The organism is Geothermobacter hydrogeniphilus (genome assembly GCF_002898515.1).
Taxonomy (GTDB): domain Bacteria; phylum Desulfobacterota; class Desulfuromonadia; order Desulfuromonadales; family Geothermobacteraceae; genus Geothermobacter_A.
In genome coordinates, this window is sequence record NZ_PPFX01000003.1 from 56734 (window position 1) to 83473 (window position 26740).

Below are 26740 nucleotides of genomic sequence, written 5' to 3' on the forward strand. Positions count from 1 at the left end.
AGGGTTGTGACGCTGGTGACCAACTTCGAGGGGGACAGTCCCGCTTCGGGGACAGTCCCCGTCCTCCTCCCTCCCCCGGCCCAAGGGCGAGGGATTTTTCGTCAAATCAAGGCGCGGCCAGATGAGCGCGGAGACATAGCGGAAGCTATGTCGCACAAGCGAAAAGGGACGCAACGCAGAGTTGGCGGAAAAGCACCGCCCCTCGCAGCAAAAAAAAAAGACGCGCCGGTCAGGAGGGAGAACGCGACGCGCCAATGGAGATGAAATCCTGGATCTATGTCGGCCGACAACCGGCGAAGTCTGACCCTGATGGAACGGATCCTCCGCCGGCCTGTCGTTTTTGCGGCCATGATTGATCTATCGACAGGGAATGAAACAGACTTTAGGAGTTTCTCAAGGGACGGGAAAAAGACAAAAAAAAGACGCGCCGATCAGAAGGGTTGTGACGCTGGTGACCAACTTCGAGGGGGACAGTCCCGCTTCGGGGACAGTCCCCGTCCTCCTCCCTCCCCCGGCCCAAGGGCGAGGGATTTTTCGTCAAATCAAGGCGCGGACTGATGAACGCGGAGACATAGCGGAAGCTATGTCGCACAAGCGAAGAAGGACGCAACGCAGAGTTGGCGGAAAAGACCCGCCCCTCGCAGCAAAAAAAAGACGCGCCGCTCAGGAGGGTGAAGGCGACGCGTCAAACAGAAGGGTTGTGACGCTGGTGTTGCTATAGGTGGGTAAGGAAACGAGTTGGGCACTCGCAGCAGGAACCGCCTGCCACAACGGCTCCTGACTTGTGCTGAAATATATCGACAATCCCGATCTGTGGCCACGTGTTTTCCCGTATTAGTTTTTCTGCGGATTGCCCCTTGCCGACTGTGCATTTGAACAGTCGGTTCTCTGACCGGAAGAACCCTTGCCAGAAGCATAGCTGCAAGTTATAAACTGAACCCACTGCGTCCGAATCTTCCCTGCGGCAGGAGAAAGCATGAACGAACCACTTCTGATCATCGGCTGCGGCGACATCGGCACCCGGGTCGCCCGGATCGCCATGGCAGCGGGACAACAGGTTTTCGGCCTGGTACGCAATGCGCAAAGCGCTGAGAAGCTGGCCGCTATCGGTGTCCGCCCCCTGCTGGCCGATCTTCGCGATCCGGACTCCCTCAATGGTCTGCCGGTCGCCGGCAGCCGGGTTCTCTACGCGGCGCCACCGCCGGGCGGCGGCTTCGAAGACCCGAAGGTTCGGCATTTCTGCCAGGCGATACCGGCGGGAAAGACACCTTCCCGTATTGTCTATCTCAGTACAAGCGGCGTCTACGGTGACTGCGGCGACCGACCGGTCAATGAAGACACCCCGGCCAATCCGCAGACTGCGCGGGCCAGACGCAGATTTGACGCCGAAAAAACCATCCGCAGCTTCGCCCTGAGACACAAGCTGCCGAGCATTGTCCTGCGGGTCACGGGGATCTATGGCCCCTTTCGCTTCGCCCTGCACAGGATCCTCGAAAAGCACCCCCTGCTGCGCGAAGACCAGGCCAGCCTGACCAACCGTATCCATGCCGACGATCTCGCCCGAATCTGCCTGGCGGCCCTTGAAAAAGGTCGCGATGGCGATATTTTCAATGTCTGTGACGGGCAGACCAGCACCATGACCCACTACTTCAATGCCGTTGCCGATGCCTTCGGTCTGCCCCGTCCACCGCAGATCGACCGGGACGAGGCACAGAAAGTGATGAACCCGCTGATGTTCTCCTACTTCCAGGAATCACGCCGCATGGACAACCGGCGAATGCTCGAACAGCTTGGGGTCCGGTTGCTCTACCCGACCCTGGAAAAAGGGCTGGCAGCTTCCGTGGCAGAGATGAAGCGGCTCGATCCCGATTTTTTCAAACGTTTGCAGGCCGAACCCTGATCCATGCAACGGCAACTGATTCAAGGTAAAATCCGGTTCGTAACCGGACGATAAGTTCAGATTCGTATCCAGACGATATCAAACCACAACATACCGGGAACCAGAATGAACAGAATCATCATTATCGGCGGCGGCATCTCCGGCCTTTCAGCAGCCTACGCACTGCAACAGCGGGCCGCACGACAGGGACTGGAAATAGCGACCACCCTCCTCGAAAAGGACAACCGCGTCGGCGGTAAGATCCGGAGCATCCATGATCAGGGGTTTCTCTGTGAATGGGGACCGAACGGATTTCTCGACAACAAACCACACACCCTGGACCTCTGCGCCCAATTGGCCCTGGACGATCACCTGCTGCGTTCCAACGACAACGCGCGTAAACGCTTCATCTACAGTAACGCGCGACTGCACCAGCTACCCGAATCAGGGGCGGCATTTCTCAAATCAAAACTGATCAGCTGGCCGGGGAAAGTGCGCCTGGCCGGCGAGTTCCTGATCCCGGCCAAAAAAGATGGTGAGGATGAGACCCTGGCCGATTTTGCCCGGCGCCGGCTCGGCGCCGAAGCCCTCGACAAGTTGATCGCGCCGATGGTCTCCGGTATTTTTGCCGGCGATCCGGAACAGATGAGCCTCGCCAGTTGTTTTCCGCGTATTCAGCAACTGGAGCAAGAATATGGCGGGCTGCTGAAGGCAATGATCAGGCTGGCAAAAAAGAAAAAAGCCGAGCGCAAAGCCGGCAGGCAGGTGGCAAGTGCCGCCGGGCCGGGAGGCATACTGACCTCTTTCAGCGAAGGTCTCCAGGAGTTGACCGATGCACTCGCCGGAGCTTTGCATGGTGAAATCCTTTGTGACAGCGAGGTCACCGACATCAGGAAAAACAGCGGCGGCTACCAGGTGCAACTCGGTAACGGCAACTCCCTGGAGGCGGACCTGATCCTGTGTACCGCCCCCGCCTATGCCCTGACCGGAATGACCCGGGAACTGCTGCCGGAACTGAAACCCATCCTTGATGAAATTCCCTACGCGGTCATGAACGTAGTCTGCTTCGGCTACCATCAGGATAAAATACCGCTCTCCCTCGACGGTTTCGGCTATCTCACCCCCCGCAGCGAGGGACGTCACACCCTCGGCACCTTGTGGGATTCGAGTATCTTCCCCCGTCGCGCACCGGAAGGGATGGTCATGCTGAGGTCGATGCTGGGCGGTGCGACCAACCCGGCGGCCATCGACCTGCCCGAAAACGAAATCATCCGTCAGGTCCGTGCCGACCTGAAACAGATCATGGATATCGATGCCGAACCTGATTTTATCAGGATTTTCCGTCACCACAGGGCGATCCCGCAGTACCGGGTCGGGCATCAACATCGACTGCAGGCACTCGAAACCGCATTGCAGAACCGGCCCGGTCTGTTCGTCAGCGGCAACGCCTTTTTCGGCGTCGGTCTCAACGACTGTGTTGATGCCGGCAACCGGGTAGCGGAGAGAATCATCGACTTCGTGCGCGGCCGGAAAAACTGAGCGGCCTCCATCACCGCTCTGCCGCCGCAGCTGCGTGGTCTTTATTCCTGGAGGACATCATGACCGGGGTCAATTACCGTCGCCGACTGGAAAAACTGCTCGCCGCCGCCGATATTCTCATCGACGGCGACCGTCCCTGGGATCTCCGCGTTCACCATCCGGATCTGTTTCACCGGATTCTGGCGCAAGGATCACTTGGTTTCGGTGAAGCCTACATGGACGGCTGGTGGGACTGTCCGGCCATCGACCAGATGATCTGCCGCGCCATGCGTGCCCGACTTGACCGCAGGCTGCACAGCCTGGCCCTCCTCATCGACGCCCTGCGGGCGCGCCTTTCCAACCGCCAGTCACGGCACCGCGCCTTCCAGGTAGGAAAACAGCACTATGATATCGGCAATGACCTCTATCGCCGCATGCTCGACGAGCGCATGATCTACAGTTGCGGTTACTGGCAGGACGCCGACACCCTTGACCGGGCGCAGGAGAACAAACTTGACCTGATCTGTCGCAAACTGCAACTGGCCAAAGGACAGAAGGTTCTCGATATCGGCTGCGGCTGGGGCGGCACGGCACGCTACCTGGCAGAACGTCACGGCGTTGAAGTCACCGGTATCACGATCTCCACCGCCCAGGCCGAACTGGCCCGGGAATACTGCCGGGATCTGCCGATCGAAATCCTGGTCCGAGACTACCGCGACCTCAAGGGTCGCTTCGACCGCATCCTTTCAGTCGGCATGTTCGAACATGTCGGCTACAAGAACTACGCGACCTACTTCCGCAAGGTGAGTAACCTGCTCACCGATGACGGTCTCTTCCTGCTGCACACCATTGCCGGCAACGAAACCACGGTGCGAACCGATCCCTGGATCGAACGCTACATCTTTCCCAACGGCATGCTTCCCTCGGCGTCCCAGGTCACCAAAGCATGGGAAGGGCTGCTGGTGCTGGAGGACTGGCACAATTTCGGCCCCGACTATGACCGCACGCTGATGGCCTGGCAGTCAAATTTCGAGGAGGCCTGGCCCGATCTGCGGAAGATCTACGACGAACGGTTCCGACGGATGTGGAATTATTACCTGCTGAGCAGCGCCGGGGCCTTCCGCGCCCGGGAAAACCAGGTCTGGCAGATCGTCCTGTCACGACAGGGCATCCCCGGCGGCTATCGGATAGCCCGTTGAACAGCGGGCAGGCTGCGGCTATCAGCCAACCTGGGCAGTCGCTGCGAAGAGGGCCCGACTGACCTGCTCCCGCAATTCCACCAGGGTAAAGGGTTTCGGCACCAGGCCGATCACCCCGAACTCGTGCAGCGACTCGGCGATATCCTGTTCAGCGGCAACCTGGCCAGTCAGGATCAGGGCCCGCGGGGGGGTATCGAGCCCCAAACCTTTCAGCCGGGCAAGAAAATCACGGCCACTCATTTTCGGCATCTGCAGGTCAACCAGGATCAGATCCAGCGGCTTCTCACCGGCAATCCGCAGGGCTTCATTCCCGTCGTCGGTCGCTTCGATGCTGTAGCCATCGTTACTCAGGACCTGACAGACGATATCCCGCACCACCTGTTCATCATCAAGCAGCAGAATTCGACTCCGAACAATCGGCGGTGGAATTGTCACCGGCTCGCATTCTGAATCGTCATTCGCCGGTACCCGTGGCAGAGTCAGGGTGAAGCAGCTCCCCTGTCCGGGAGTGCTGTCAACACTGAGGCTGCCGTGATGATTGACGGCAATGGTGTGGCAGACCGAAAGCCCCAGACCGCTGCCCCTGACCAGCGCCTGGTGGCTCTCGGGCGAGGCGTGCTCTCCCTTGGTGGAGAAAAAGGGCGTGAAGATACGCGGCAGATCTTCACGATCAATACCGCAACCACTGTCCTCAACCCGCACCCAGATCTCGTCACCATCCTCACCGGTACTGATGCAGATCCGCCTGGTCGGCTGCCCCAGCAGGGCGTGACGGGCATTCAGCAGCAGGTTGAGAACCACCTGCCCGATCTGCACCCGATCAAACAGCAGCGGCGGCATGGGCCTGATCTCCTGCCGCAGCTCAATCCCGTCACTGATCATCTCACCCTTGACCAGGGACAGGCTTTCCTCCACCACTTCATGCAGCAGCGCGGGCGCCATACGGGTCTGGTTGCGGTTGGATATCGACAGCAGGCTGCTGGTCAGCTCCTTGCTGCGCAGGGCCGCAGCACGTACCAGGTCGAAAAAGGCGGCCGCCTGGGGCGGAAGATCCTTCTGCTGCAGGCCCAGTTCGGCATATCCGAGAACACCGGTGTTGATATTGTTGAATTCATGTGCAACCCCGCTGGTCAGGGTTCCGACCGCCGCCATCCGTTCAGCGGCAATCAGCATCTCCTCCTGACGTTTGCGGTCGCTGATATCCTCCACCAGGCCGTCAAGAAATTCCTCGTCTCCGCTGCGGTTGAGGGTCACGTGCAGCAGCGACCAGTGTGGTTCACTGCGTCGTCGACTCAACATCCGCACTTCCCAGTTGCGGACGCTGCCCTGTTCGCGTAACAGCTCGATCAGCCGCCGGCGATCCTGCGGTTCGGCATAGAAATCTTCGATTCGGCGGTGTTTCAGTTCCTCCAGGTCCTTGCAACCGGCCATCCGTACAAGCTCCGGGTTGGCATTGACGATACGACCGTCAAGCCGGGTACGGAAAACACCGACATTGAGATTCTCCACCAGGGAACGATACTGTTCCTCGGCCCGCTGCAGAAACAGCTCGGCATGCCGCCGGCCGAGGGTCTGGTCGGCAAGATCCTGCTGGATGCGTTCAAAACAACTGGCGGTTTCACTGATTTCAAAAAACCGACTGGCGCTGATGGACGGAACATCCCCGGCCACGGGTTCCTGATCACGGGTGGCATAACGTCTCAGTCCGAGAATCGGCCGGCTCAAAGAGGCTGCCAACCAGCAGGCGAAGAGGCTGGCAAGCAGGGAGATGCCCAGGGCGACCAGGCGGGTTCGATGGCGGGAAGCCTTGAGCGCTCCGAGGTAGTCATCCTCGGGCATGTACATGCCGATCACCCAGGGCCAGTGAGGGTTGGGGAAGGGCGTGAACATAGCCAGGTAAGAAATGCCGTCGTGACTGAACTTGGCATAACGCGCACGACTGAGGTGCAACTCCTTGTCCCCCGCCAGCGGCAGGCCGACAGCGGCCACCGCGGCCCGACTGAGCGGGTCGGAGAACTCGTCGATGGTGACCAGGCGCTTGCTGTTGCTTTCCCCCTGCTGATGGTATTTGATCTGCTCTACGTCATGAAAGGCAACCACTTCCCGGTTGCGATTGAGCAACAGGGCCTGCCCGTGGCTGCCGATACGCAACTTGGCAATAAAAGTCGAAAGCTGGTCGATCTCGATATCGACTCCGACCACGCCCCGCAGACTGCCGTCACGACGATAGGAGGGCCCACTGATGGTCACTCCGGGGTTCTGCGAGGTATAGAAGATATAGGGATCGGTCCAGAAAATACCACCACTGTCAATGGCCCCACGATACCAGGGCCGCTGACGCGGATCATAACGATCGTCAGCGGCGGTTTCGGTGCCGACAGCGGCACCATCGGCATCCCACCAATCGAGACGGACCCGCCGGGAACCGGACTTGTCGAAGGTAATCTCCTTGGTCCGAAAACCTCCCGCCGACCTCTGGTCATTGCGGCTGACGTAGTAAAACTCACCTTCGGGAGTTCCGAGATAGATACCAGCGATATCAGGATAGATCTTCAGCTGGTTGAGAAAATAGGCTTCGAGGGCGGGCAGGTTGTTCTGACCGAGGACCTTCGATTTGAGCAACCGCTTGGTCAGGTCGGCGGCCTTTTCGGCTTTACCGAGGTAGTTCTGGCTCTGCTCCATCGCGTAGGAGGCGATGCCGTCCATGATCAGGCGGGCATGATTTTCCAGTGTCTTTTCAGAACTGTAGCGACCGAGCGAGGCCGTGATCAGATAGGTCCCCCAGATCACGACCAGGAAACTGACCAGCAGCGCACTGCGGATGGAAATTTTCACAACGCCCCCTCATGGCACGCTCGCCCCAAAAAGAAAACAATGTTCTAGCGCAATTCTTAGTGGAATTACAGCGCCATGTCAACCGAAGAGGGCGCTCCGGAAGGGGAGGCGATGAAAATCATCGCTGTTTGCGGCGAAAAAGATCGGTTTTGAGACTCGAAACCCGGTCAAGGAAGAGATAGCCGTCGAGATGATCGATTTCATGCTGGATCGCCACCGCCTCGAAACCGACCGCCCGAATCACTTTCCCGGTGCCATCCCGGTCATTGAATTGCACCAGAACTTCTTCGGCACGGGCCACGTTTCCGGTATAGTCGGGGACGCTCATGCACCCTTCACGCATGGTCATGGATCCTTCCCGCTCAAGAATCTCGGGATTCACCATCACCAGGCAGCCGTGGTTGTTCTTCCGACCCAGCTTGCTGGCAGAGACATCGACCACCACCACCCGCAGGGGCACCCCGATCTGTGGCGCGGCCACACCGACCGAATGACCTGCTTCGTACATGGTGTCAAGCAGATCCTGGATCAGGGGCTCAAGTTCCTGACATTCCGGAACCGGGTCGCAGACCATTTTCAGCCGCGGATCGGGATAAAGCAGGATATCGCGAACCGCCATCGGTTACAGCTCCACCGGGTTGATAGCGCGAACCGAAATATCAACCTGCAGTTCCCCGGCAACTGCGGCCATCGCCTGCTCAAGGTCCTCGACCGACATTCCGGCCGGCAGCGTCGCTTCCAGCATCATGACATACACCGGCCGCTGTACGCTGCCGATCAGCTTGGTATTGAGATCAGTGATATTGATCTCGCGCTCACCGAGTTCGCGGGCGACCCGGTAAACGATGCCCGGCTTGTCCGAACCGTACACCGAAACCATGCACAGCTCACCCTGAAGATGCGGCCGGATTTCCCCCCCCGGCCGGAGCGTCCGCAAGAAAACCGAGAGGTTTTCCTCTTCGAGGGGGGCGAAATAGTGCAGCAGATCCTCACCGCTTTCTTCTTCCGGCTGGGAGATGATCAACAGCATGGCAAACTGACCGCCGAGGATCGAGCAACTTGAATCGGCGATATTGCACCCCCGGCGATAGAGGATTTCGGTCACCCGGGAAACGATGCCGGGGTGGTCACGACCAATGATGGTCAAGGCGTAATGATTCATGAAGCGTCCCTCCTGGGTGGCCGCAAGCCGAAACAGCGGAGTCCGGCACCGTTTGTGACGGGGGTACGAGGACGTCCCGGGATATCCAAAACCCGACCTTCCCCCCGCGACGTTGTTTTGCTCCTTTCCTTTTAACATGCACTGCCGGGGATTTCCAGCCTCCGACAATCGTGCCCGGGATGAAATGCGCAACCGCCTCGCCGAGCGGACATCGCACCCCGCGAAAAAGGGAAGGAACAGCCGGAAACCGGCAGCAGATCAGTCGTTCTGAAGGGAAAGATGTGGCGGAACGGCCGGCGGCTGTTTCCCTGAATCAGTGGGTTCATGTCGGATGAGGAGTGTAAGTGCTTGGCCTGAATGCGGTTTTCAAAAATCACCGGCGAACCTAATGGGTGCGCCGGTGATTTTTGGGAACTGCAGGCAGGTTAATGACTTGCGCGACTCGCCGGCAATGAGTTCACTGATTCAGGGTTTCAGCTGAAATGAACCGGATTGGAAAACTCTCGGACAACAACAGTGGCGGCCGAGCATTCAGGCAGACTGAACCCCATCTGATTTTCGAAATGAACCGAGGCCGACCACTTGATGCGGGTCGGATAAGCGGGAGCACGCCAGGGAAAGGAGATGCAGCAGTGGCCGTCATCCGCGTCGAGTTCGAAGGGGGCGTCGAATTCGTAACTGACGCCGCGGGCGGTTTCATCGCCCCTGAGCAGCAGCGTCCCCCGCGCCGGGCGCGAAGAAAAGTTGTTGACATGGACACAGAGATCCTGCCGGGAGCGAACCAGCAGCACTTCGGGAGCGTCAAGCCGCAGCACGCTGGAGTCTTCCCGTGCGGTCCGTTGCTCTTCGCAATTGGCCCGGCGGGCATTGCTGTCAATCAGCTTGCCCGCCAATGCGCCCTTGAGATATTCACCCAACGGGTGTTCACGGTCCATGCTGCCCCTCCCCGAGGATGACTGGAAATGGTCTCATGACTGCCGATTTTGCACTAAATAAGCCAATTCGGCGGCAGACTGTAAAAAAGCCTGAAGATCACTCGGGTCGCGGCAGAATCCCCGGGGGAAAAACAGCCGACGTCAGGGACGTCGCTCTGCAGGCTGGTGATTTAACGGTACCGGATCAAGGCATTTTACTGACCGGCACCCTGCGGCCCCGTTGTCGATGAGAATTCAGACCAGATAATCAGCAAGCAGCGCCGCCAGAACCAGCAGCATGAAGAGATTCAACCGCATGAAAAACGGTGCCAGGCTGCCCCTCCGGGCCTGCCGCCAGAATCCATAGATCAGCCAGCTGCCGAGCGCCGGCAGCAACAGCCTGCCGGACAATCCCGACGTACCACCGCAAGCGGCCATCGCCAGAGCGGCGAAAGCGGCCGCCAGCGTCCAGGCCGAAATCACCCGCAGCACGCCCCCCTCGCTCAACCCCGCGGCAAAAACCGGCAGGCCGGCGCGGGCGTAGTCGTCACGATACCTGAGCGCCAGCAGCATGAAATGGGGAACCTGCCAGAGGACCAGCAGTCCGGACAACAGCAGCACCCGGCGGTCCAGCAGACCGCCCCCGGCCGCGACCCAACCGATCAGCGGCGGCAGGGCGCCGCACAGGGCACCGGGCAAAACCGCCAGGGACGTCAGGCGTTTGAGAGGAGTATAGACCACATTGTACCAGGCCACCGCCAGCAGCCCGAGCCCCAGGGCGACCGGGTTGCCCGCAAGCAGCAGCAGGCCCGGCAGCAGCAACCCGGCACAGAGCCACAGGGCCACGGGTACGGCCAGCCTGCCGGTGGCCAGCGGCCGGTCACGGGTTCGTTCCATCCGCGCGTCGAGACCCCGCTCCTGGACCTGATTGAGCAATGTACCGGCGGCAGTGAGCAGGCCGACGGCAAGGACCACCTGCAGCACCGTCCACGAGGATACGCTTCCCGGGGCCAGCACCGTGCCGGTCAGGGTCGAGGCACAGACCATCAGCAGCAGTCGCGGACGCAACAGCAGTCGCCATTCGGCAAGAGAGAGATGACAGTTGCTCTTTTTCCTGTTCATGCGATGACCCATGCAAGGGGTTACTCTCTGAGCCCTTCCAGCCACTCGATGATCGCCTCGACCTCTTCGGCCCGCAGTTGCGGATAGGGAGGCATCACCGGCGGGTAGCCCTCTACCACATCGGCGGTCGGCTCCCGGATCGCGCGGGTCAGGTAAGCCTCGTCGGCGATCAGGGTCCTGCCCCCCGCCAGCCTGCGTTCACGACCGAAGAGCCCCTTGAAGCTCGGGCCGACCTTGCGGCTGCCGTCGAGCGAGTGGCAGCCGAGGCAGCCCTGCCGGCGGGCGAGATCCGCCCCGTCGAGACCTGCTTCAGACTCTGCGCTTTCTCCGTTTTTCACAGGTTGTCCGATCCGCAGCAGGTAATCGATCATCTCTTCCACCTCCGGCCCGGGGATCTGGCCTGCATAGGAGGGCATGACCGGCGGGTAGCCCTTGACCACCGCCGCCCCCGGAGCGATCAACGAACGCCTGATGTAATCCCGATCACTGGTGATGACCCGCTCTTCCCCATCAGCGATAATGGTCACCTGGCGACCGCCAAGCCCTTTGAAACTCGGGCCAACCAGCTTCGAACCGTCGAGGCTGTGACAACCGAGACAACCGTACCGGGCCAGCAGCGAGCGTCCCTTCTCCGTATTCTGAGAACCGCTCATACCGGCCAGCCACTCTTCGAATTCAGCCGGGGGCACCGCCTCCACGGTGGTATGCATGTCGGCGTGACCGACACCACAGTACTCGGCACAGAAAATGTCGTAGGAGCCCTGCTCATCGGCGACGAACCAGATATAGTTTTCCATGCCCGGCACGGTGTCGCGCTTGATGCGGAAGGCCGGGACGAAGAAGGCATGCAGCACGTCCTTTGAGAACAGCCTGACCTTGACCGGCCTGCCGACCGGAACATACAGCCGGTCGCTGTGCCTGCCGTTCGCATATTCAAAATCCCAGGACCACATCCGCGCCGTGGCCGTTATCTCCATGGCGCCCGGAGGGACCTGGCGCAGGGCCAGGTAGCCGGCCCAGCCGTAGTAGAACATCGCCAGAACGATGATGGTCGGCACCACGATCCAGATGACTTCAAGGGTCAGATTACTGTCACACTGCGAGGTCGGTTCCGGGCAGCGTGAACGCCGGTAACGGATGACGAACCAGATCATGGTCGCAGTGATGGCCAACAGTATCACCCCGGAGATCCCGAGAATAAACCAGAAGACGGGATCAACAGCGTCCTGAGTCGTGATCAGTGCCGGATTCACGTTGCTCGTTCCTTTGCTCTTAAAGTATCCTTGAATCAGGGTATCGCTCATGGGTCAAAGGGTGGCATCCACCACTTTCTCCTGGCGAAATCCGTAATCAGACCCGGGGTCCGGACCCTCCGGACGATCTTCCCCTGCCCCGGCCAGTACCCTGTAACTCATAGGATTTCGTAATATTGCGCCGGGATTTTCCGTGTCAACAAGGCGCGCTTTCCGCTGCATAGCCGTAGCTATGAAGCGGTGAAGCGCAACGCAGCTGACGCGGAAAATAACCAGCAAGATGCGAAAGATTATGGGTTACATGGTACTAACGATACATCACATCAAAGAAGGTGAAGCCGATAAACGTCGCCAGGGTGATCAGGGCGATCATCAAAAACAGCTTGAACAGCCGGTTTTCGTACTTCATGTGCATGAAGAAGGAAATCACCAGCACCGACTTGCTGCAGGCGATCCCGAGGGCGGCCCATATATTCAGGATGCCGAGATCAATGCGTGAAACAGCCACCGTCAGGATCGTCAGGGTCAGCAGCGCCGCCCAGACAATCACCAGGGTCGCATAGGGAACAATATGCCCCTTGTCACCATGTTCACTCATATCCACCTCGCCCGCCTTTAGCCTTTAGCCCTTGGCCTTTAGCCGCCTTCCACCTTTCACCTTCCACCACCTTCAAAGAATGAGGTAATAGAGCGGGAAGATAAAAATCCAGATCAGGTCGACCAGGTGCCAGTAGAGCCCGGCGTTTTCCAGGGTCACGTAGTCGTCCGGATTGACCTTGCCCTTCCTGATCAGGATCAGCACCCAGGTCATGACAAACATGCCGACCAGCACGTGAATCCCGTGCAGGCCGGTCGTAAGGTAGTAGATGTTGAAAAAAACCTGCTCGCCGCCCGGCATCTCCTTCAGATGTCCCGAACTGGGATAGATGCCGTGATGGATCTTGGCGCTCCACTCGAAAAACTTGTTGACCAGAAACCAGAGCGCCATGATGACGGTCACCCCGACCAGGTTCGCCGCCTGCCTCACCCGGCCGCGCTGCAGGGCGGTGATCGCCATCGCCACGCTCAGGCTGCTGGTCAGCAGCACCAGGGTGTTGCCGCCGCCAAACCAGACATTGAGCTGATCGCCGCCGAGTTTGAACCCTTCCGGGTAACGCTGCAGGTAGACCGCGTAGAGGATGAAAAGCCCGCCGAACAGCAGCACCTCGGTAAACAGGAACAGCCACATGCCCAGCTTGGCGCCGGAGTAGTCCTTGGGATGTTCGGCGTGCGTCGTCTCGCTCATGGGCAGCCCCTCTTGAAATCGTAAGGCCCGTGGGTCACTTCCGGTTCATAGTCGAAATTCTCCAGCGGCGGCGGCGACGAGGTCTGCCATTCGAGGCTGGCTCCGCCCCAGGGGTTGTCACCGGCCGGCTTGCCCCGGAACAGGCCGCGGAAGATGTTGACGAAGATGACGATCAACCCGCACGCCAGAATCCAGGAGCCGATGGTCGACAACTGGTTCCAGAAGGTGAATTTCGGCAGGTAGTCGTAGTAGCGGCGCGGCATCCCCTCCATGCCGACAATCATCATCGACATGTAAAGAACGATGAAACCGAAGGTCATCAGCGCCCACCCCCAGACCGCCGCCTTCCTGTTGTACATCCGGCCATAGATTTTCGGCAGCCAGTAGTGCATGGCGGCAATATAGGCAAAACCGGTGCCGCCGAACATCACGAAGTGGAAGTGACCGACGACGAAATAGGTGTCGTGAACATGAACATCGGTCGCTGCCGCCCCGAGAACCAGCCCTGTCAGCCCGCCGATGGAAAAGAGGAAGATGAACGACAGGGCGAACAGCAACGGCGGATCAAGGGAGATCGATCCCTTGTAAAGCGTCGCCACCCAGTTGAAGACCTTGACCGCCGAGGGAATCGCCACCAGAAAGGTCAACAGCGAAAAAACCAGCACCGCCGTGTCGGACATGCCGCTGGTAGTCATGTGGTGCGCCCAGACCACCGAGCCGGCGCCGGCGATCGCCAGCGAGGAGATGGCGATCGCCTTGTAGCCGAACACCGGCTTGCGGGCAAAGACCGGGATAATATCGGTAATCACCCCCATCCCCGGCAGAATCATGATGTAGACCGCCGGGTGGGAGTAGATCCAGAACAGGTGCTGGTACATGATCGGGTCACCGCCGCGGGTCGGATCGAACAGCCCGCTGCCGACAATCCGTTCGGCAAAGATCAGCAGCACGGTGATACCGAGCACCGGGGTCGCCAGCACCTGCACCCAGGCGGTCGCATAGAGCGACCAGGTGAACAGCGGGATACGCCACCAGGTCATCCCCGGAGCCCGCATGCGGTGAATGGTGACCAGGAAATTGAGGCCGGTCAGGATCCCGGAAAAACCGATGATGAACACCGCCACCGTCGCCAGCGAAACGTTGGTGGTGGTCCGCACCGAAAAGGGCACGTAAAAGGTCCAGCCGGTATCCGGCGCCCCGCCGGCGGTGAACAGCGAGGTCAGCGCCAGAATCGCGCCGATGGCGTAGAGCCACCAGGAAAGCAGGTTCAGGCGCGGGAAAGCGACATCCTCGGCGCCAATCTGGATCGGCATCACCAGGTTGCCGAAGGCCGCCGGAATACCGGGGATGATGAACAGGAAAATCATCACTACCCCGTGCAGGGTAAAGAGCGCGTTGTACTGTTGCGGGGTGAAAAAATCGGCTCCCGGAGAAAAAAGCTCCAGCCGCAGAGCAAGTCCCAACAGCGCTCCGACACAGAAAAAGAGCAGAGTCGAATAGAAATAAAGCAGTCCGATGCGTTTGTGATCCGTGGAAAAGATCCACGCGCCGATGCCGCGCCGCCCTCCCGTGGCCTCCCAGAAGCCGCGCTGCAGGGGAGATGAAGTCGTCTGATTCATAGATCCCTCAGGGTTTCCTGCGCCGTTTGCGCCCACCGAATACCAGCACGGCAAACAGGCCGACGGCGCTGAGCGTCACGACGATACCGGTAACGCGCAGGATATTGAAAACATAGCCCCGCTGCTCGGGGTCGTAGCTGTAGCAGAAACTGGCCAGGCGACTGATGGTGCTGCCGAGTCTGCCATCAGAGGCTTCCATCAGGGAAAGCGTCAGATCGGTCGGCAGAAAGCGGGTGCCCTCCAGGTAACGAACGATCCTGCCCTCCGGGGAAAGAACCGCCACCGCCACCGGATGAACAAACTCCGCACCATCCTGATAGAAACGGTAACCGATAGCATCGGTCAGACGGGCAATGGCCTCCCGGCTCCCGGTCAGAAAGCTCCAGTTGTCCATCGGAAAACCGCCTTTCACCGCGGCCCGGTAGATTTTCTTGCTGCCGCGCGCCAGTGCCGGGGTTTCCCGCGGATCGAAGCTGAAGGAAATCACCCGGATCCGGTTTTTCAAATCTTCGTTCAGGCGCGGCAGGGTCTGCGCCAGACCGCTCTGCAGGACGTTGCAGACGTTGCTGCAACGGAAATAGACCGGGGCCAGCAGGGTCGGACGATCGACCAGGTCGCCAAGCCGCACCTTGCGACCAAGTTCATCGGTGAATTCCAGGTCGGCCGGGACCCGATCGCCGAGTTTCTCGTCCAGCCCGACCTTCGGCGGCATTTTCGGCGCCACGCCATCATCCGCCCCCGCGGAGAGACCTGGCAACAGCAGACAGATGACAATCAGGCAGCGCAGACCAAGCATAGTAAGGATAAGCATACCGTGCCCCGGTTGATCTGCAACTGTCGGGAATCGCTACACGAATAGCCGACCGCCGGCCAGCGGTTAATTATAACCGTATTTGTCTTTTTTCTCTTGCAATCTTCGCCGGCCATGATAAACCATAGGGGACTTCGTCAGCTTAAGAAGTCCGAATCTCATCATCAAGGGAGGATAAACACCATGAGCGAAGAAAGAAGCCTCTTCTGCCAGGTCAACAAGGCCAAGGACAGCAACAACATGACCGACCTGGAGAAAAAACATACCCCGGTGATCAGCGTCCCGGCCGAGATCAGGGCCGGCGAAACCGTCGAGGTAACGGTCGAGGTCGGCAAACTGCTGGCCCATCCCAATGAGCCCGGTCATTTCATCGAATGGATCGACCTCTACGCCAACTGGGTTTTCCTGGCCCGCATTGACCTGAGCGCGGTCACCACCCAGCCGACCCTGAAGATTCCGGTCACCATTCCGCACGGCATCGAAAACCTCACCCTGCGCGCTTTTGAGCGCTGCAACCTGCACGGCGTCTGGGAAGGTACCGTCGAAGTCAAGGTCGCCTGAACACCAGACTGACCACAACGGCCGCGGATGGCCACCCGTCCGCGGCCCCATCTCCCATCTCATCCCGCTTGTCGGCACTCGTCGCTTCTGCTAGCATACCCCCACCATGAATGAACTCGAACAACGCCTCATCGAACTCGAAATCCGCTCGACCCACCAGGAACGGATGATCGAGGAACTGAACGAAGTGGTTGCCGCCGAAGACCGCCGGATCGCCGAACTGAAACGCGAGGTCAAGGTGCTGCAACAGGCCCTGCAGCGACTGCAACCCGAACTGACCCCCTCGCCAGACGAATAGCCATGCACGACTATTCCAACCTGCGCCGCGTCCTGCTGGAAGTGCTGGTCATCGTCGCGCTGGGCGTAGTCATGGGTCTCAGCGCCAACCTGAAACTGGTGTTTCAGGTGCTGCAGGGCTCCCCCCCGACCACCCACAGCAGTGACGCCACCGCCCCCGCCGGAGACAACACGCCACGACCGATCGACCTGGCAAGCCTGCGCCGGAGCATCGAAAACAGCTCACTGCTGCTGATCGATGCCCGCATCAGCGAACTCTATGCCGCGGGACATCTCCCCGGCGCCGTCTCTCTGCCGCTGGACGAAATCGAAAGCCGGCTGCCGGCCTTCCGTCAACGGATACCCGGCGACCGTCCCCTGGCGATCTACTGCAACGGATACGGCTGTCCCGACTCTTTCGATCTGGCTGTCAAGCTGCTGGCGGCCGGTTACCAGGATGTTCAGGTCTACGAAGGGGGATTCCCGGAGTGGCGGGACGCCGGGCTGCCGGTGGTGACGGAGAAGGCGCCATGAACAGCCTGCTCAAATACCTGTATCACGGCAGCCGACTGCTGCTGGGGGGACTGTTCCTGTTCGCCGGGTTCATCAAGGCGCAGGATGTGGTCGCCTTCGCCGGCAATATCGCCGCCTACCAGCTGCTCCCCTACCAGTTCAACTATCTGCTGGCGGCCTGCCTGCCCTACATCGAGATCATCGCCGGGGTACTGCTGCTGACCGGCCGGCGGGTACGTCCGGCCGCCCTGCTCTGCGGGCTGTTGACGCTGGTTTTCATCGGGGCGCTGCTGTCAGCCTGGATGCGCGGTCTCGACATCAGTTGCGGCTGTTTCAGCCCGGAAGCGAAAACCAGCATCGGCGAGGCCCTGCTGCGTGATCTCGGTCTGCTGATCCTGGCCCACTTCAGCTTTCACCTGCGCAACCGCTTCACCACGCCCCGCGCGAGCCGCTGACATGGAATCCTGGCAACAAAGCCTGCGCGCGGCCATCACCTCACCGCGACAGCTGGCCGAACGCTTCGACATCGACCCGCGTCCGCTGGAAGCGGTCTGCGTCCGCTATCCGCTGCGCATTACCCCCTATTACGCAGGGCTGATCCGCGAGGTCGGTGATCCGATCTGGCGCCAGTGCGTTCCCGACCCGGCGGAACTGGACGACGCCGGGCTGCCGACCGATCCTCTGGCCGAGGAAGCGCATTCGCCGGTGCCGGCCCTGGTGCATCGCTATCCCGACCGCGGGCTGCTGCTGGCCGGCAACAGCTGCGCCGGCTACTGCCGTTTCTGCACCCGCAAACGACGTATCGGCCGCCCCGAGTTCAATATCAGTTTCGCCGAACTGCAGCAGGGCATCACCACCATTGCCGCCACTCCGCAAATCCGCGATGTGCTGATCTCGGGCGGCGACCCGCTGCTGCTGAATGATGCCATGCTGCAGGAACTGCTCGACCGGCTCAGGGCGATCCCGCATGTCGAGATCATCCGCATCGGCAGCCGGGTCCCGGTGGTACTGCCGGAGCGGATCACACCGTCACTGTGCCGAACTCTCAAACAGTGTGCACCGCTCTACCTCAACACCCACTTCAACCATCCGCGGGAGCTGACCGAGCAGAGCTGGCAGGCCTGCGCCCGACTGGCCGAGGCCGGGGTGGTACTCGGCAACCAGACGGTGCTGCTGCGCGGCGTCAACGACGATCTCGAAACCCTGCTGGAGCTCAACCGCAACCTGCTGCAGATGCGGGTGCGCCCCTACTACCTGCACCAGATGGACCTGACCGCCGGCACCGGACACTTCCGGGTGCGGGTGGAAAAAGGCCGCGAAATCAGTACCCGTCTGCGCGGGCGCATCACCGGCATGGGGATTCCGCAGTACGTCATCGACCTGCCCGGCGGCAAGGGCAAGGTGCCGGTCAACGATGACTATGTCGAAACATGGGGGGATGAACTGGTCTTGCGGGCGCCGGACGGCACCCGGGTGGTGTATCGGCAAACATAGCCCGGTACGGACACTTGGCCGCTAGGATCATTTCAACGCAGAGATGGAGAGAGGCAGAGGCGGAGGGAAAAAATTCGGACTTTTGGTTTAGAGAAAACCCAAGCCTGCTTTTCTCCGCATCCTCTCCCCCTCTGCGGCTCTCCGTTAAAGAATTGGTGCGCGGCCCCCCAAAACAAATCATGCCCGCGAAACGAACCGGCACTCGCGGGTATCGACCTTGATCTTGGCCCCCGCCGTCCCCATACCCTCAGATTGCGGCCAGAAAGTCGCTGACGGTCTGGATCATGATGCCGGCACAGATTTGGGGCTGGTTGAAGAAAGGGCCGAAATGTTTTCGATCACCCGTCAGCAGATGGGTTGCTCGGCAGCTTCGGGCCGCAGCAAAGATCGGGCGATCTTTTTCAGGCAGGTTGATGGGGCTGTCGGTGACGGCCGGGCTCGCTACAATTCGCACAGCATTCAGAAGAACTTCGAGCTGCGCCATGGCCCGGGGATATTTTCGTTCCAGGTTCCGCCGCACTTCCTCAATGGCCAGATCACTGGTAACAACCTGCCAGTAGCCGTCATTGGCCAGGGTGATAAGAAAGGCAGCCTTGCCGTCAGGATTGTGGGCGGCTGTGAACAGCACGTTGGCATCAAGAAACAGTCGATAGCGATTCACCGGCTCCCCAGCTTATCCAGAATACGTTTTCTTTCGCTCGCCGAAAGCCGGTCTTCACTCTGCCAACGGTCAATCTCGGCATCCCCGTAGATGTCGACCTCAATAACCGCCGCCGGCCGCAGGACAACCTCACCATCCCGGTCCTCGACAATGACAACCCCTCCCGGCTTGATGCCCAGCTTCTTACGCATGCCGGCCGGCAGGGTAATCTGCCCCCTGCTGGAAACGATGATATTTTCACGCATGGCAACCTCCGCTCTGACTTGAACCTGAATCAGTGAGCACCTGTTGGATGGAGAGTGCACGTGCTTGATCTGAGTGAGGTTTCCAAAAATCTGAGGCGCACCCATAGGTTCGCCGGTGATTTTTGGGAAACTCAGGCAGGTCAATGACTTGTGCTACCCGCCGACAAGGAGTTCACTGATTCAGGTTGAATACAGAATAACCGTATTTCAGAAAATCGGCAAGCAGCAGCGCAAATCGGCGAAACGAGGGTCGCTCCTGTCTTCGTGCCTTGGCAACCTTTTCCAATCACCACATTTCCGTTTGGGTCAACAGTTCACCGCCTGCTCAGCCCTCCCCGCCAACTCACCGCCCATGACGATGGTCACCGACTGGAGCATGGAGCAGGAGAACAGCGACGATCCGTTTTAACCTGCCCCTCCGCACCAACGCCCCGAAGGCTGAATTCGGCCTTCGGGGCGTTTCAAAATAATCAGAAAGGAGTATCAAGATAATCAGGAAATGACGGGCAGACTAATCTGAGAACTTACAGCAGTATCAAAAACCCAAACCTGCCCCCAAAAATACTTCAAATGTACTATCGGAATTATCAAAGAAATAATATCTCGCACCGAGTATAAATCCTAAATTAGATTGCTCATTTACGGACCCAAATCCAGCGATAACGGCGTTCCCGCTTGTGTCCTCAGAAAAATCGAAACCGCTAAGAGAGCTATCGTTGAAGTTTAAGTCAACATTGATCGAGTCAAACTCATAACCAACCCACCACGCAGTCTTTTGCCCGTTACCAGAATCAGTCACTGCCCCTACAATGGGAGCGATACCAAAAGAGCTAAAATCCATCTCAGCGTCAACATCGGATGCATCAAACGTTGCAGCGGAATATGCCCCACTCACTCCGAAAGACATCCCATCGTCCTTAGACGAAAAGAGATATATTCCGTCAGCGCCATAAGAGACGGTGCTACTATCCTCAAACGCAGTCTCAAGATAACTTGGTGCTGACATATAACCAATATGGCCACCAAAGAATCCAAAACTACTACAAAAGCCATTAGCGGGAAAAACGATAAATGAAATCATAACAAATAATAATTTATTTCCAGTTCCAAACATTTCTCATCCTCCACGTAATAATTTCTTGACACAATAGTGTATAAATTATTGTATAAAATTGAGCTTCTCTATTTTTTATTTTGTTGCTTTTCAATAGCCTGCCTTAGAACATCGATTTGCTCTTCATCAGATAATTTATAGGTTACAACATGGCCATCTTCTTCAATCGATGTGTCTCCTTCATTCCCGAGATACGTCGAATTGTCTTTTTCTTGGCTCGGTTCATACCCGGTATCATCTTGACGATCAAGAGCGCAGCATACCGTTGTTGTCAACATAAATAAAACTACAAAAATTGATAAAACTTTCATATTTTCCTCCTTCAATACAGAGTCCAAGTCAAAGTAGAACCACACCCAATGGTAACCCCCATTCTGGTGGCAGTAGGGCTCCCTCCAGGGCCTTGCGCTCTAAGATCATATGTCTTGTTACAAGGGATATCAGTAACCGAAAAAGACTGTCCTGGAGCTATCATATCATACGATCCGAGGTAGTTTGTCCCCCAAGTTGAAGATGATGTTGGACTTATATTTAGATAAAAAACAGCAGTATCAGTAGTGTTATGAACTCTCAAAGTTCCAGTTGTTTGGATGTTTGCTTGACTTCCACTACTACTATCCCCACCACCACAACCGGCCAAAAACAAAACAAACGATATACTTATCACTATCTTGAACAGAGTTCGTATCGCAGTACACTTCATCTTCCCTCCAAAATAATAAGTTTGCCTTCAATGGTCGACCCTGAGAAAGCATAATTTGTTGCAAGTATCTTTTCCAGGCTATCAACCTATAATAATAGGGGACAGAACTTTGCGCGGGTGGACCATTCCACCATTGCCACCATTGAAGAGCGCTAACGTGTAATATTCCCAACATCCACTAGAATGCCGCTATAGAAAACGAACTTGTCGCATCGTACCGGTATGCAGTGCCGGAGCTATCGTTTGTCAGAATTTCCAAAGTGACCACTCCCATCCCATCAGAATTAAGAAGTGAGGAAGTGCCATAAACCCCCACATATACATGCGCCCCCCCATCGACGTACTTCGCGTCGTCAGCAGACCCATTCGAGCCACTAAAAACCTCAGTCCAAGAACTATTTGTGCTATCCCACTCACAATATCCTGATGTTAAAGTGTTATTTGGACCAGAATCAGTCAAGCGAACATCGGCACCAATCCCGTTTATTACCATTCCAGTATTAATATTATTGTCTACATCCAAATACAATACTTTTGTAACTCCACTTGGGTAACTTGACAAATTACCAATATATTTCAAATCAAATGCATATCCTATATCATTCACAAAATATCCACCATTGATCCGTGTCAAAATCACCCTACCAATATCAATCTGGTCTCCACCATTTCCAAATCCATCTTCATGAACAATGCTAGTATTACTACCCACTAAACCATTATTAGATAGATATGAATTTACTTCACTAACGGTCACTTGGTTGAACAATCCTTGTCCTGTGGAGGTGGTGGAGACACTATCCCCGCCACCTCCACAGCCAGCAAGCATCACCACTGCAATCACAAAAATAAATTTTGCCATCATTTACCTCCTGACAGTAAGTAGTCGTCCCTGAAAAAGGGCAACTTGTTGTAATTATTGCCTAAAATTTCACGGCAAATTATTAAAACCACCAAGTACAGTACTTCAGCCTCAAAAACGTGGTGATTTTATGAAACCAAAAGCTCCGCAACCGAGTAACCGACGACCTGTTTCGCTCCCGGCTTGACCAGATTCTGAACCGGAAACACCCGCTGTTCGTGCTGGCGAATCAGATCGACTGGGAGGTCTTTGATAACAAGTTCGGCCCCCTACTATGCCGAAAAGAAGGGCCGCCCCGGCAAGCCAACGCGGTTGATGGTCGGCCTGCATTATCTGAAGCATGCCTTCAACGAAAGTGACGAATCAGTTGTCGCCGGGCTGCTGGAGAACCCGTATTGGCAGTACTTTTGCGGGTTCGAGTTTTTCATCCACCAACTTCCGGTCGACCCGACCTCCATGACGCGCTGGCGGAAACGGATCGGTCCGAAGGATATGTGACGGCTTGAGAAAACAATGTTGAACTCGGAGCGCCAGTTTTGCGTCTGCTGGAGCGCCGATTTCGAATTTTTCAGGTACGACTCAGTACATACCAACACCATCTCGTTTTTTTCATAGATTTCGCATCGCAAATACAAAAAAGGGCCACGAAAGCAATAAGAATCGCTTCCGCAGCCCCACTGTCCGCAACAATGCGCAAAACCAGCTACATTCCGTCCTCGGCAAAAAAACTTTCCAGAATCTCCTCGACCTCGGCCGGGACATACCCATCCTCGCGCAAAGCGTCCCGGTAGTCCCGAATCGTTCTGCGCGCCTGCACATGGTTGCCGTAACGGGCATGATGCTCATAGAGCAACCGAATCAAGGATTCGTTGGTTCGGTCATATCTCAAACCGTCCTCAGCAATTCGCACAGCTTCTTCATGCAACCCGTTGGCATAATGGGTTTCGGCCAGGCGACAGACACACTCCAGATAACGATTGTGCAGATTTCGGCGAAAATCACACACCCGGTCGCTGGCCTGGGCACCCGGAACGAACTCACCCACCCAAAGCCGATGGGCCTGGCGCAACACATTGCCGGCCTGCCAAGCCTTCTTACGCCGCGCATGCCACAGTCCCTCTTTCACCTTATCCTGAAACTCAGCGACATCCACCCGAACGTTGCGCAGAGACAATATGCCCTTTTCCAGCACCAAATAGATTTTTGAGCTCTGAGCCCCGAAGTGTTCGTCCAACACCCGGCGCAACCGGAAAAGCAGGTTGTCAAACTTGACCCGGGACTTCTTCTCGGCACTGTCGGGCCACAACGCCGCCTGGATTTCTCCTAGTGGCAAGGCACACCCCGGCGTTGCGACCAACAACGCCAGCAGCTCTCTCTGTCCCGCCGTCAGGTGATTGCAGGTTTTCTTTCCCACACTCAGCTCCAGGCCACCCAAGGTCCTGATCTGCAGCAGTGAAACAATAGGACCATCCGCAAGTCGGACTTTCCCCAAACGCTCACTTAACAAAAACGCGGCATAGTCGGCCTCGATACCCTGTGCCAAGGCCACCGAAAGAAGCTTCTCCATAACCGAAGGTGTCCAACTGAAGAAATGGACATAACGGTTTTTACGCAACAACTCCAACATCCGGCGGATTTCGTGCAGAGCTTCCGCCTGTTTTCCACAGTCCAGACACAGACAGGCACGGTGAGCATGGGTGCCGGCGAGGACAAAATCGTTTCCCATGTCGGTGCTGAGCTCCCTGGCGTGCTCAAGAAGTTGTTCAGCCCGCCCCCGCATACCCAACTGGACATAGGCGCCCCCCAGAATCATGTTGTTGAAAGCCACAAAATAGTGTCCACCAGCCGCACATCTCAGCTGGCGGGATTCTTCAGCCGCAGCAACGGCCTGTTCCCGGTCGCCCTGAAGAGCCAGCAGATAGGCAGAATAATGGAGATATTGGCTGCGCAGATGCGGCCGCCGTGCCGCACCATCCCCGTGCAGAGCAAGTTGCAGCGCCCGTCGGGCCTCAACATACTCTCCCTTGGCGAAATGCATGTCGATATCCCATAACAGCAGAAAGGGCAGAAACACAGTCTTACCCGACAACCCCGCCCGATCATCATCAAGCAGGCGGTCACGGTGGACGGGGTAATTATCGAAATCGCCCTCTAAACCCAACAGGTTCACTTGGTTGAGGTGAACGAATAGTCGGTTCATCTCGCTGATCAGGGGACGGCCAGCGAGTGCCGTGAGCTTTTCAACAATGTTCCGCAGCACACCCCAGTCAGCCTGAACACCATGCAGGTAAATCTCAACCAACAGGGCGGAAACGCGAAAATTGTCATAGTCGAGTTCTTCTGCCAACTGGCGGGTCGTTTCTGCGTGCTGCCTGGCACGGGCGGCATTGGCATTGGCATCGACATAGCTGAAACCGACACTCAACATGCGTGCGGCATTGAAGTGGGCGATGGGGGGTAATTCGTGCCGCAACAGGGCATAGAGTTCTTCCGCACGCGCCAGAAGACAGCGCCCCTGCTCAAACATGCCATCAACCAAACAGTGAAAATAGATCAGCTCGCCGGTGGCCAGAAACTCGCCAACGAACTCCTGTTCTTCGCTGAATCCGGCTCTGGCCCGTTCAAGGCTTTGATAGGCTTCGGGCGGATCGATTTCGAGGCTCAATTTTCCGTGAAAAAATGAAAGCCAGTTGCTTTCGGATACGACGGCCTCGGGAAACTGACTGACCATCTCCCGCAAGGTATCAACACGATTGTCCGCGAGCAGCTTGAGACCGACCTTCTGCAACAGGGTTTGCGCAACCGAATAATCCTGCGCCTGCAGGGCGTAATACACAGCCTCTTCCACCCGACCCTGTTGCCGAAACCAGGCGGCCGCATCGCGAAACACCTGACTGCGTTCCTGTGGGGACAGTACCTCACCAGCAGCCGCCCGCAAACTGTCGCGCAGCAGTTGATGAAAAATATATACGGATCTTTTGCCATCACTCCGGGCAACAAACAGGTTTCGTCTTGCGGCCCGTTCCAAATGCTGCTCTATGTCCGGCACCATCGTCAACTGCCGCGCCAAAGCAACCGGAACCTTTTCCAGAAGAGACAACTTAAAAAAACCGGACCGTAAATCCTCCGGCAGCAGGGCCAAGACTTCAACCTGGAAATAGGTATGAATATCGGGATGCTTTTGCTTCAGCAACTCTTCGAGTCGTCGCAGAATCGCCTGTTCATCGTGCTCAGGAAGGGTTTTCAGGAGGAGGAGTACCCCCATGATCCAACCACCGGTCAGTCGGTGAAGTTGCCGCACAATCTCGATGGAAGCCGGAAACTGCAGCATCGCAACACACAACTCGGCGATTTCGTCATGCGTCAACCGCAGATCGTCACTCCCAATCTGAAGCGCTCGACTTTGCAATTCCGTCAAGATGGCATGACGAGAGATGAGTATAAAACGGAGGTTGCCGCTTGCGGCCTCAATGAGCGTCCGTAAAAAATGCAGGCTGGCGGGTGAGTTTTCGAGCAGGTGAATATCGTCGAAAACCAGATAGTGGATACCTGGCAGAGTGCGGTCAAGCTCGGCGGCGAGAAGCTCACCCAGGCGGGCCGAAGCCACGGCGCCGAGCTCGCCATTGTCAATCAGTTTTTGCAGTAAGGGAAAATCCGCTTCTGGGAACCGGTCGCGCAAAACCGTAACCAGGTCGGTAATAAAGGCAACGGGATCCTGATCCCGAAAGCCAATCTGCCGCCAGAAATAGGGCCGGTCAAATCCGGCAAGCAACTGGGCAGCAAAATACGATTTGCCATAGCCCGCCCCGGCGACGATAAAAATGATCTTTTTCCGCGCTCCTCCCCGGGCCTCAACCTGCCCGAACAAACGTGCGCGCCGCAGGGTTCCCGAGTTCTCCCCATGCGGTCCGGCGGCCTCTGACTCGAACCAATACATGCCACCTCCAGCGATTCAAAATACACCACAACATCCACTCCAGTTCCTATAACGGGTCAGCATACAAGCAAGATCTCAAAAAAATCTCAAATTTTCCAAGTTGCCAACACCGCGTACATGAATGGGACCAACGACAACCTGGCCTGGTGCACTTTTCCCTGGTCGCTCACGCCCGCGAGACGAACCGGCACTCGCGGGTGTCGACCTTGATCTTGTCCCCCGCTTCCAGGTAGGGCGGCACCTGCAGGATCAGGCCGGTTTCCAGGGTTGCTTCCTTGGTCTGGGCGGTGGCGGTGGCATTCTTCAATGATGGCGGCGTCTCGACGATGGTCAGTTCAACGGTCATCGGCGGTTCGACCGACACCACCTGTTCCCGGAACACCCCGAGGACGACCTCCGCGCCTTCCAGCAAGTAGCCCTTGACCGGAGCAAAAAGGTCGGGACCGAGTTCATACTGCTCATACGACTCAAGGTCCATGAAGGTGCCTTCTTCAGCCGCGCCGGCATAGAGAAACTGCCCTTTTCGCTTCTCGAAATCGGCCTCGTCAACCTTGTCGCCCGACTTGAAGGTTTTCTCCAGCACCTGGCCGGTCAGCAGGTTGCGATACTTGGTCTTGACCAGGGTGTTGGCGCCGCGCGCGGTCGGGCTGTGCTGGCTGACATCCATCAGGATGCAGGGGGCGTCTTCGAGCTGGATGACCAGTCCCTTTTTAAAATCGGCTGTCGTGTACATGCTGCGCTTCTCCTCGCTGAGCATGGGCGGTCCGGCCGCCCTGT

25 protein-coding genes and 1 pseudogene are annotated in these 26740 nt (G+C 57.5%); 9 read left to right on the top strand and 17 right to left on the bottom strand.

From position 1 onward, the window contains the following. Positions 1–976 precede the first annotated feature (976 nt). The 3 genes from C2E25_RS02200 (at position 977) to cfa (ending at position 4596) form a co-directional block, all read left to right on the top strand. Complete coding sequence (locus C2E25_RS02200; RefSeq protein ID WP_103114160.1) at positions 977–1900, top strand: SDR family oxidoreductase; 924 nt, start codon at positions 977–979, stop codon at positions 1898–1900. 105 nt (positions 1901–2005) lie between these two features. Then, a complete protein-coding gene (gene hemG, locus C2E25_RS02205) occupies positions 2006–3418 on the top strand; it encodes a protoporphyrinogen oxidase (RefSeq protein WP_103114161.1) in 1413 nt (470 codons plus the stop codon). Between the two features lie 59 nt (positions 3419–3477). Next, on the top strand, positions 3478–4596 hold the full coding sequence (cfa, locus tag C2E25_RS02210) for a cyclopropane fatty acyl phospholipid synthase (RefSeq protein ID WP_103114162.1): 1119 nt from the start codon (positions 3478–3480) through the stop codon (positions 4594–4596). 21 nt (positions 4597–4617) lie between these two features. Here the strand turns inward: cfa and C2E25_RS02215 are convergent, their stop codons facing one another. The 10 genes from C2E25_RS02215 to C2E25_RS02260 all read right to left on the bottom strand — a co-directional run bounded on the left by C2E25_RS02215 (position 4618) and on the right by C2E25_RS02260 (position 15597). Continuing rightward, complete coding sequence (locus C2E25_RS02215) at positions 4618–7431, bottom strand: ATP-binding protein (RefSeq protein WP_103114163.1); 2814 nt, start codon at positions 7429–7431, stop codon at positions 4618–4620. Between the two features lie 118 nt (positions 7432–7549). After that, on the bottom strand, positions 7550–8050 hold the full coding sequence (def, locus tag C2E25_RS02220; RefSeq protein WP_103114164.1) for a peptide deformylase: 501 nt from the start codon (positions 8048–8050) through the stop codon (positions 7550–7552). A gap of 3 nt (positions 8051–8053) precedes the next feature. Continuing rightward, positions 8054–8593, bottom strand: a complete 540-nt coding sequence (locus C2E25_RS02225; protein ID WP_103114165.1) for a glycine cleavage system protein R — start codon at positions 8591–8593, stop codon at positions 8054–8056. 473 nt (positions 8594–9066) lie between these two features. Continuing rightward, positions 9067–9528 carry a hypothetical protein gene (locus C2E25_RS02230; RefSeq protein WP_103114166.1) on the bottom strand — a complete coding sequence of 154 codons (462 nt, stop codon included), beginning with the start codon at positions 9526–9528 and terminating at the stop codon, positions 9067–9069. Between the two features lie 234 nt (positions 9529–9762). Next, on the bottom strand, positions 9763–10629 hold the full coding sequence (locus C2E25_RS02235; RefSeq protein WP_158247091.1) for a protoheme IX farnesyltransferase: 867 nt from the start codon (positions 10627–10629) through the stop codon (positions 9763–9765). A 20-nt stretch (positions 10630–10649) separates the two neighbouring features. Then, positions 10650–11882, bottom strand: coding sequence for a cytochrome c oxidase subunit II (gene coxB, locus C2E25_RS02240; RefSeq protein ID WP_233189303.1), 1233 nt, complete (start codon positions 11880–11882; stop codon positions 10650–10652). A 307-nt stretch (positions 11883–12189) separates the two neighbouring features. Further along, positions 12190–12480 (bottom strand): cytochrome C oxidase subunit IV family protein, encoded by a 291-nt coding sequence (locus C2E25_RS02245; protein WP_103114169.1) that lies wholly within the window; start codon positions 12478–12480, stop codon positions 12190–12192. Positions 12481–12552: 72 nt separating this feature from the next. Beyond that, positions 12553–13167, bottom strand: a complete 615-nt coding sequence (locus C2E25_RS02250; RefSeq protein WP_103114170.1) for a cytochrome c oxidase subunit 3 family protein — start codon at positions 13165–13167, stop codon at positions 12553–12555. Further along, the gene (locus tag C2E25_RS02255; protein ID WP_103114171.1) at positions 13164–14786 is read right to left on the bottom strand and encodes a cytochrome c oxidase subunit I; all 1623 of its coding nucleotides are present in this window, start codon (positions 14784–14786) and stop codon (positions 13164–13166) included. The genes C2E25_RS02250 and C2E25_RS02255 overlap by 4 nt, the downstream gene beginning before the upstream one ends. A gap of 7 nt (positions 14787–14793) precedes the next feature. After that, positions 14794–15597 (bottom strand): SCO family protein, encoded by an 804-nt coding sequence (locus C2E25_RS02260; RefSeq protein WP_146032879.1) that lies wholly within the window; start codon positions 15595–15597, stop codon positions 14794–14796. A 183-nt stretch (positions 15598–15780) separates the two neighbouring features. Between C2E25_RS02260 and C2E25_RS02265 the strand changes: the two genes are divergently transcribed. From C2E25_RS02265 to C2E25_RS02285, 5 genes are all read left to right on the top strand, one after another. Then, entirely contained in the window at positions 15781–16158 is a 378-nt protein-coding gene (locus C2E25_RS02265; RefSeq protein WP_158247092.1) for a desulfoferrodoxin family protein, read from the top strand. Positions 16159–16264: 106 nt separating this feature from the next. Next, a complete protein-coding gene (locus C2E25_RS02270) occupies positions 16265–16456 on the top strand; it encodes a SlyX family protein (protein ID WP_103114174.1) in 192 nt (63 codons plus the stop codon). A gap of 2 nt (positions 16457–16458) precedes the next feature. Beyond that, positions 16459–16968, top strand: coding sequence for a rhodanese-like domain-containing protein (locus C2E25_RS02275; protein WP_103114175.1), 510 nt, complete (start codon positions 16459–16461; stop codon positions 16966–16968). Then, the gene (locus C2E25_RS02280) at positions 16965–17402 is read left to right on the top strand and encodes a MauE/DoxX family redox-associated membrane protein (RefSeq protein ID WP_103114176.1); all 438 of its coding nucleotides are present in this window, start codon (positions 16965–16967) and stop codon (positions 17400–17402) included. The genes C2E25_RS02275 and C2E25_RS02280 overlap by 4 nt, the downstream gene beginning before the upstream one ends. 1 nt (position 17403) lies before the next feature. Continuing rightward, complete coding sequence (locus C2E25_RS02285; RefSeq protein WP_103114177.1) at positions 17404–18441, top strand: KamA family radical SAM protein; 1038 nt, start codon at positions 17404–17406, stop codon at positions 18439–18441. A gap of 247 nt (positions 18442–18688) precedes the next feature. On the opposite strand, the gene C2E25_RS02290 is transcribed toward C2E25_RS02285, so the two are convergent. From C2E25_RS02290 to C2E25_RS17245, 5 genes are all read right to left on the bottom strand, one after another. Continuing rightward, complete coding sequence (locus tag C2E25_RS02290) at positions 18689–19102, bottom strand: PIN domain-containing protein (RefSeq protein ID WP_103114178.1); 414 nt, start codon at positions 19100–19102, stop codon at positions 18689–18691. Then, positions 19099–19347, bottom strand: a complete 249-nt coding sequence (locus tag C2E25_RS02295; RefSeq protein WP_158247093.1) for an AbrB/MazE/SpoVT family DNA-binding domain-containing protein — start codon at positions 19345–19347, stop codon at positions 19099–19101. The genes C2E25_RS02290 and C2E25_RS02295 overlap by 4 nt, the downstream gene beginning before the upstream one ends. Positions 19348–19882: 535 nt before the next feature. After that, a complete protein-coding gene (locus C2E25_RS02300; RefSeq protein WP_103114180.1) occupies positions 19883–20461 on the bottom strand; it encodes a hypothetical protein in 579 nt (192 codons plus the stop codon). A 68-nt stretch (positions 20462–20529) separates the two neighbouring features. Beyond that, positions 20530–20772, bottom strand: a complete 243-nt coding sequence (locus tag C2E25_RS02305; RefSeq protein WP_103114181.1) for a hypothetical protein — start codon at positions 20770–20772, stop codon at positions 20530–20532. Positions 20773–21342: 570 nt separating this feature from the next. Continuing rightward, a complete protein-coding gene (locus tag C2E25_RS17245; RefSeq protein ID WP_146032880.1) occupies positions 21343–22026 on the bottom strand; it encodes a hypothetical protein in 684 nt (227 codons plus the stop codon). A gap of 130 nt (positions 22027–22156) precedes the next feature. On the opposite strand from C2E25_RS17245, the pseudogene C2E25_RS02310 reads away from it, so the two are divergent. Next, positions 22157–22521: pseudogene (locus C2E25_RS02310) on the top strand (transposase); the annotation flags it as partial. 208 nt (positions 22522–22729) lie between these two features. Here the strand turns inward: C2E25_RS02310 and C2E25_RS02315 are convergent. After that, the gene (locus tag C2E25_RS02315) at positions 22730–25963 is read right to left on the bottom strand and encodes a BTAD domain-containing putative transcriptional regulator (protein WP_103114182.1); all 3234 of its coding nucleotides are present in this window, start codon (positions 25961–25963) and stop codon (positions 22730–22732) included. Between the two features lie 166 nt (positions 25964–26129). Continuing rightward, positions 26130–26696, bottom strand: a complete 567-nt coding sequence (locus C2E25_RS02320) for an elongation factor P (RefSeq protein WP_103114183.1) — start codon at positions 26694–26696, stop codon at positions 26130–26132. Positions 26697–26740: the final 44 nt, after the last annotated feature.

Bases quoted from the DNA above. Each gene is read 5' to 3' on its own strand.
- C2E25_RS02200 (WP_103114160.1), top strand. From the start codon at position 977: ATGAACGAACCACTTCTGATCATCGGCTGCGGCGACATCGGCACCCGG.
- hemG (WP_103114161.1), top strand. From the start codon at position 2,006: ATGAACAGAATCATCATTATCGGCGGCGGCATCTCCGGCCTTTCAGCA.
- cfa (WP_103114162.1), top strand. From the start codon at position 3,478: ATGACCGGGGTCAATTACCGTCGCCGACTGGAAAAACTGCTCGCCGCC.
- def (WP_103114164.1), bottom strand. From the start codon at position 8,050: ATGGCGGTTCGCGATATCCTGCTTTATCCCGATCCGCGGCTGAAAATG.
- C2E25_RS02225 (WP_103114165.1), bottom strand. From the start codon at position 8,593: ATGAATCATTACGCCTTGACCATCATTGGTCGTGACCACCCCGGCATC.
- C2E25_RS02230 (WP_103114166.1), bottom strand. From the start codon at position 9,528: ATGGACCGTGAACACCCGTTGGGTGAATATCTCAAGGGCGCATTGGCG.
- C2E25_RS02235 (WP_158247091.1), bottom strand. From the start codon at position 10,629: ATGAACAGGAAAAAGAGCAACTGTCATCTCTCTCTTGCCGAATGGCGA.
- C2E25_RS02245 (WP_103114169.1), bottom strand. From the start codon at position 12,480: ATGAGTGAACATGGTGACAAGGGGCATATTGTTCCCTATGCGACCCTG.
- C2E25_RS02250 (WP_103114170.1), bottom strand. From the start codon at position 13,167: ATGAGCGAGACGACGCACGCCGAACATCCCAAGGACTACTCCGGCGCC.
- C2E25_RS02255 (WP_103114171.1), bottom strand. From the start codon at position 14,786: ATGAATCAGACGACTTCATCTCCCCTGCAGCGCGGCTTCTGGGAGGCC.
- C2E25_RS02260 (WP_146032879.1), bottom strand. From the start codon at position 15,597: ATGCTTATCCTTACTATGCTTGGTCTGCGCTGCCTGATTGTCATCTGT.
- C2E25_RS02265 (WP_158247092.1), top strand. From the start codon at position 15,781: ATGAGCGAAGAAAGAAGCCTCTTCTGCCAGGTCAACAAGGCCAAGGAC.
- C2E25_RS02270 (WP_103114174.1), top strand. From the start codon at position 16,265: ATGAATGAACTCGAACAACGCCTCATCGAACTCGAAATCCGCTCGACC.
- C2E25_RS02275 (WP_103114175.1), top strand. From the start codon at position 16,459: ATGCACGACTATTCCAACCTGCGCCGCGTCCTGCTGGAAGTGCTGGTC.
- C2E25_RS02280 (WP_103114176.1), top strand. From the start codon at position 16,965: ATGAACAGCCTGCTCAAATACCTGTATCACGGCAGCCGACTGCTGCTG.
- C2E25_RS02285 (WP_103114177.1), top strand. From the start codon at position 17,404: ATGGAATCCTGGCAACAAAGCCTGCGCGCGGCCATCACCTCACCGCGA.
- C2E25_RS02295 (WP_158247093.1), bottom strand. From the start codon at position 19,347: ATGCGTGAAAATATCATCGTTTCCAGCAGGGGGCAGATTACCCTGCCG.
- C2E25_RS02300 (WP_103114180.1), bottom strand. From the start codon at position 20,461: ATGTTTGGAACTGGAAATAAATTATTATTTGTTATGATTTCATTTATC.
- C2E25_RS02305 (WP_103114181.1), bottom strand. From the start codon at position 20,772: ATGAAAGTTTTATCAATTTTTGTAGTTTTATTTATGTTGACAACAACG.
- C2E25_RS17245 (WP_146032880.1), bottom strand. From the start codon at position 22,026: ATGGCAAAATTTATTTTTGTGATTGCAGTGGTGATGCTTGCTGGCTGT.
- C2E25_RS02315 (WP_103114182.1), bottom strand. From the start codon at position 25,963: ATGTATTGGTTCGAGTCAGAGGCCGCCGGACCGCATGGGGAGAACTCG.
- C2E25_RS02320 (WP_103114183.1), bottom strand. From the start codon at position 26,696: ATGTACACGACAGCCGATTTTAAAAAGGGACTGGTCATCCAGCTCGAA.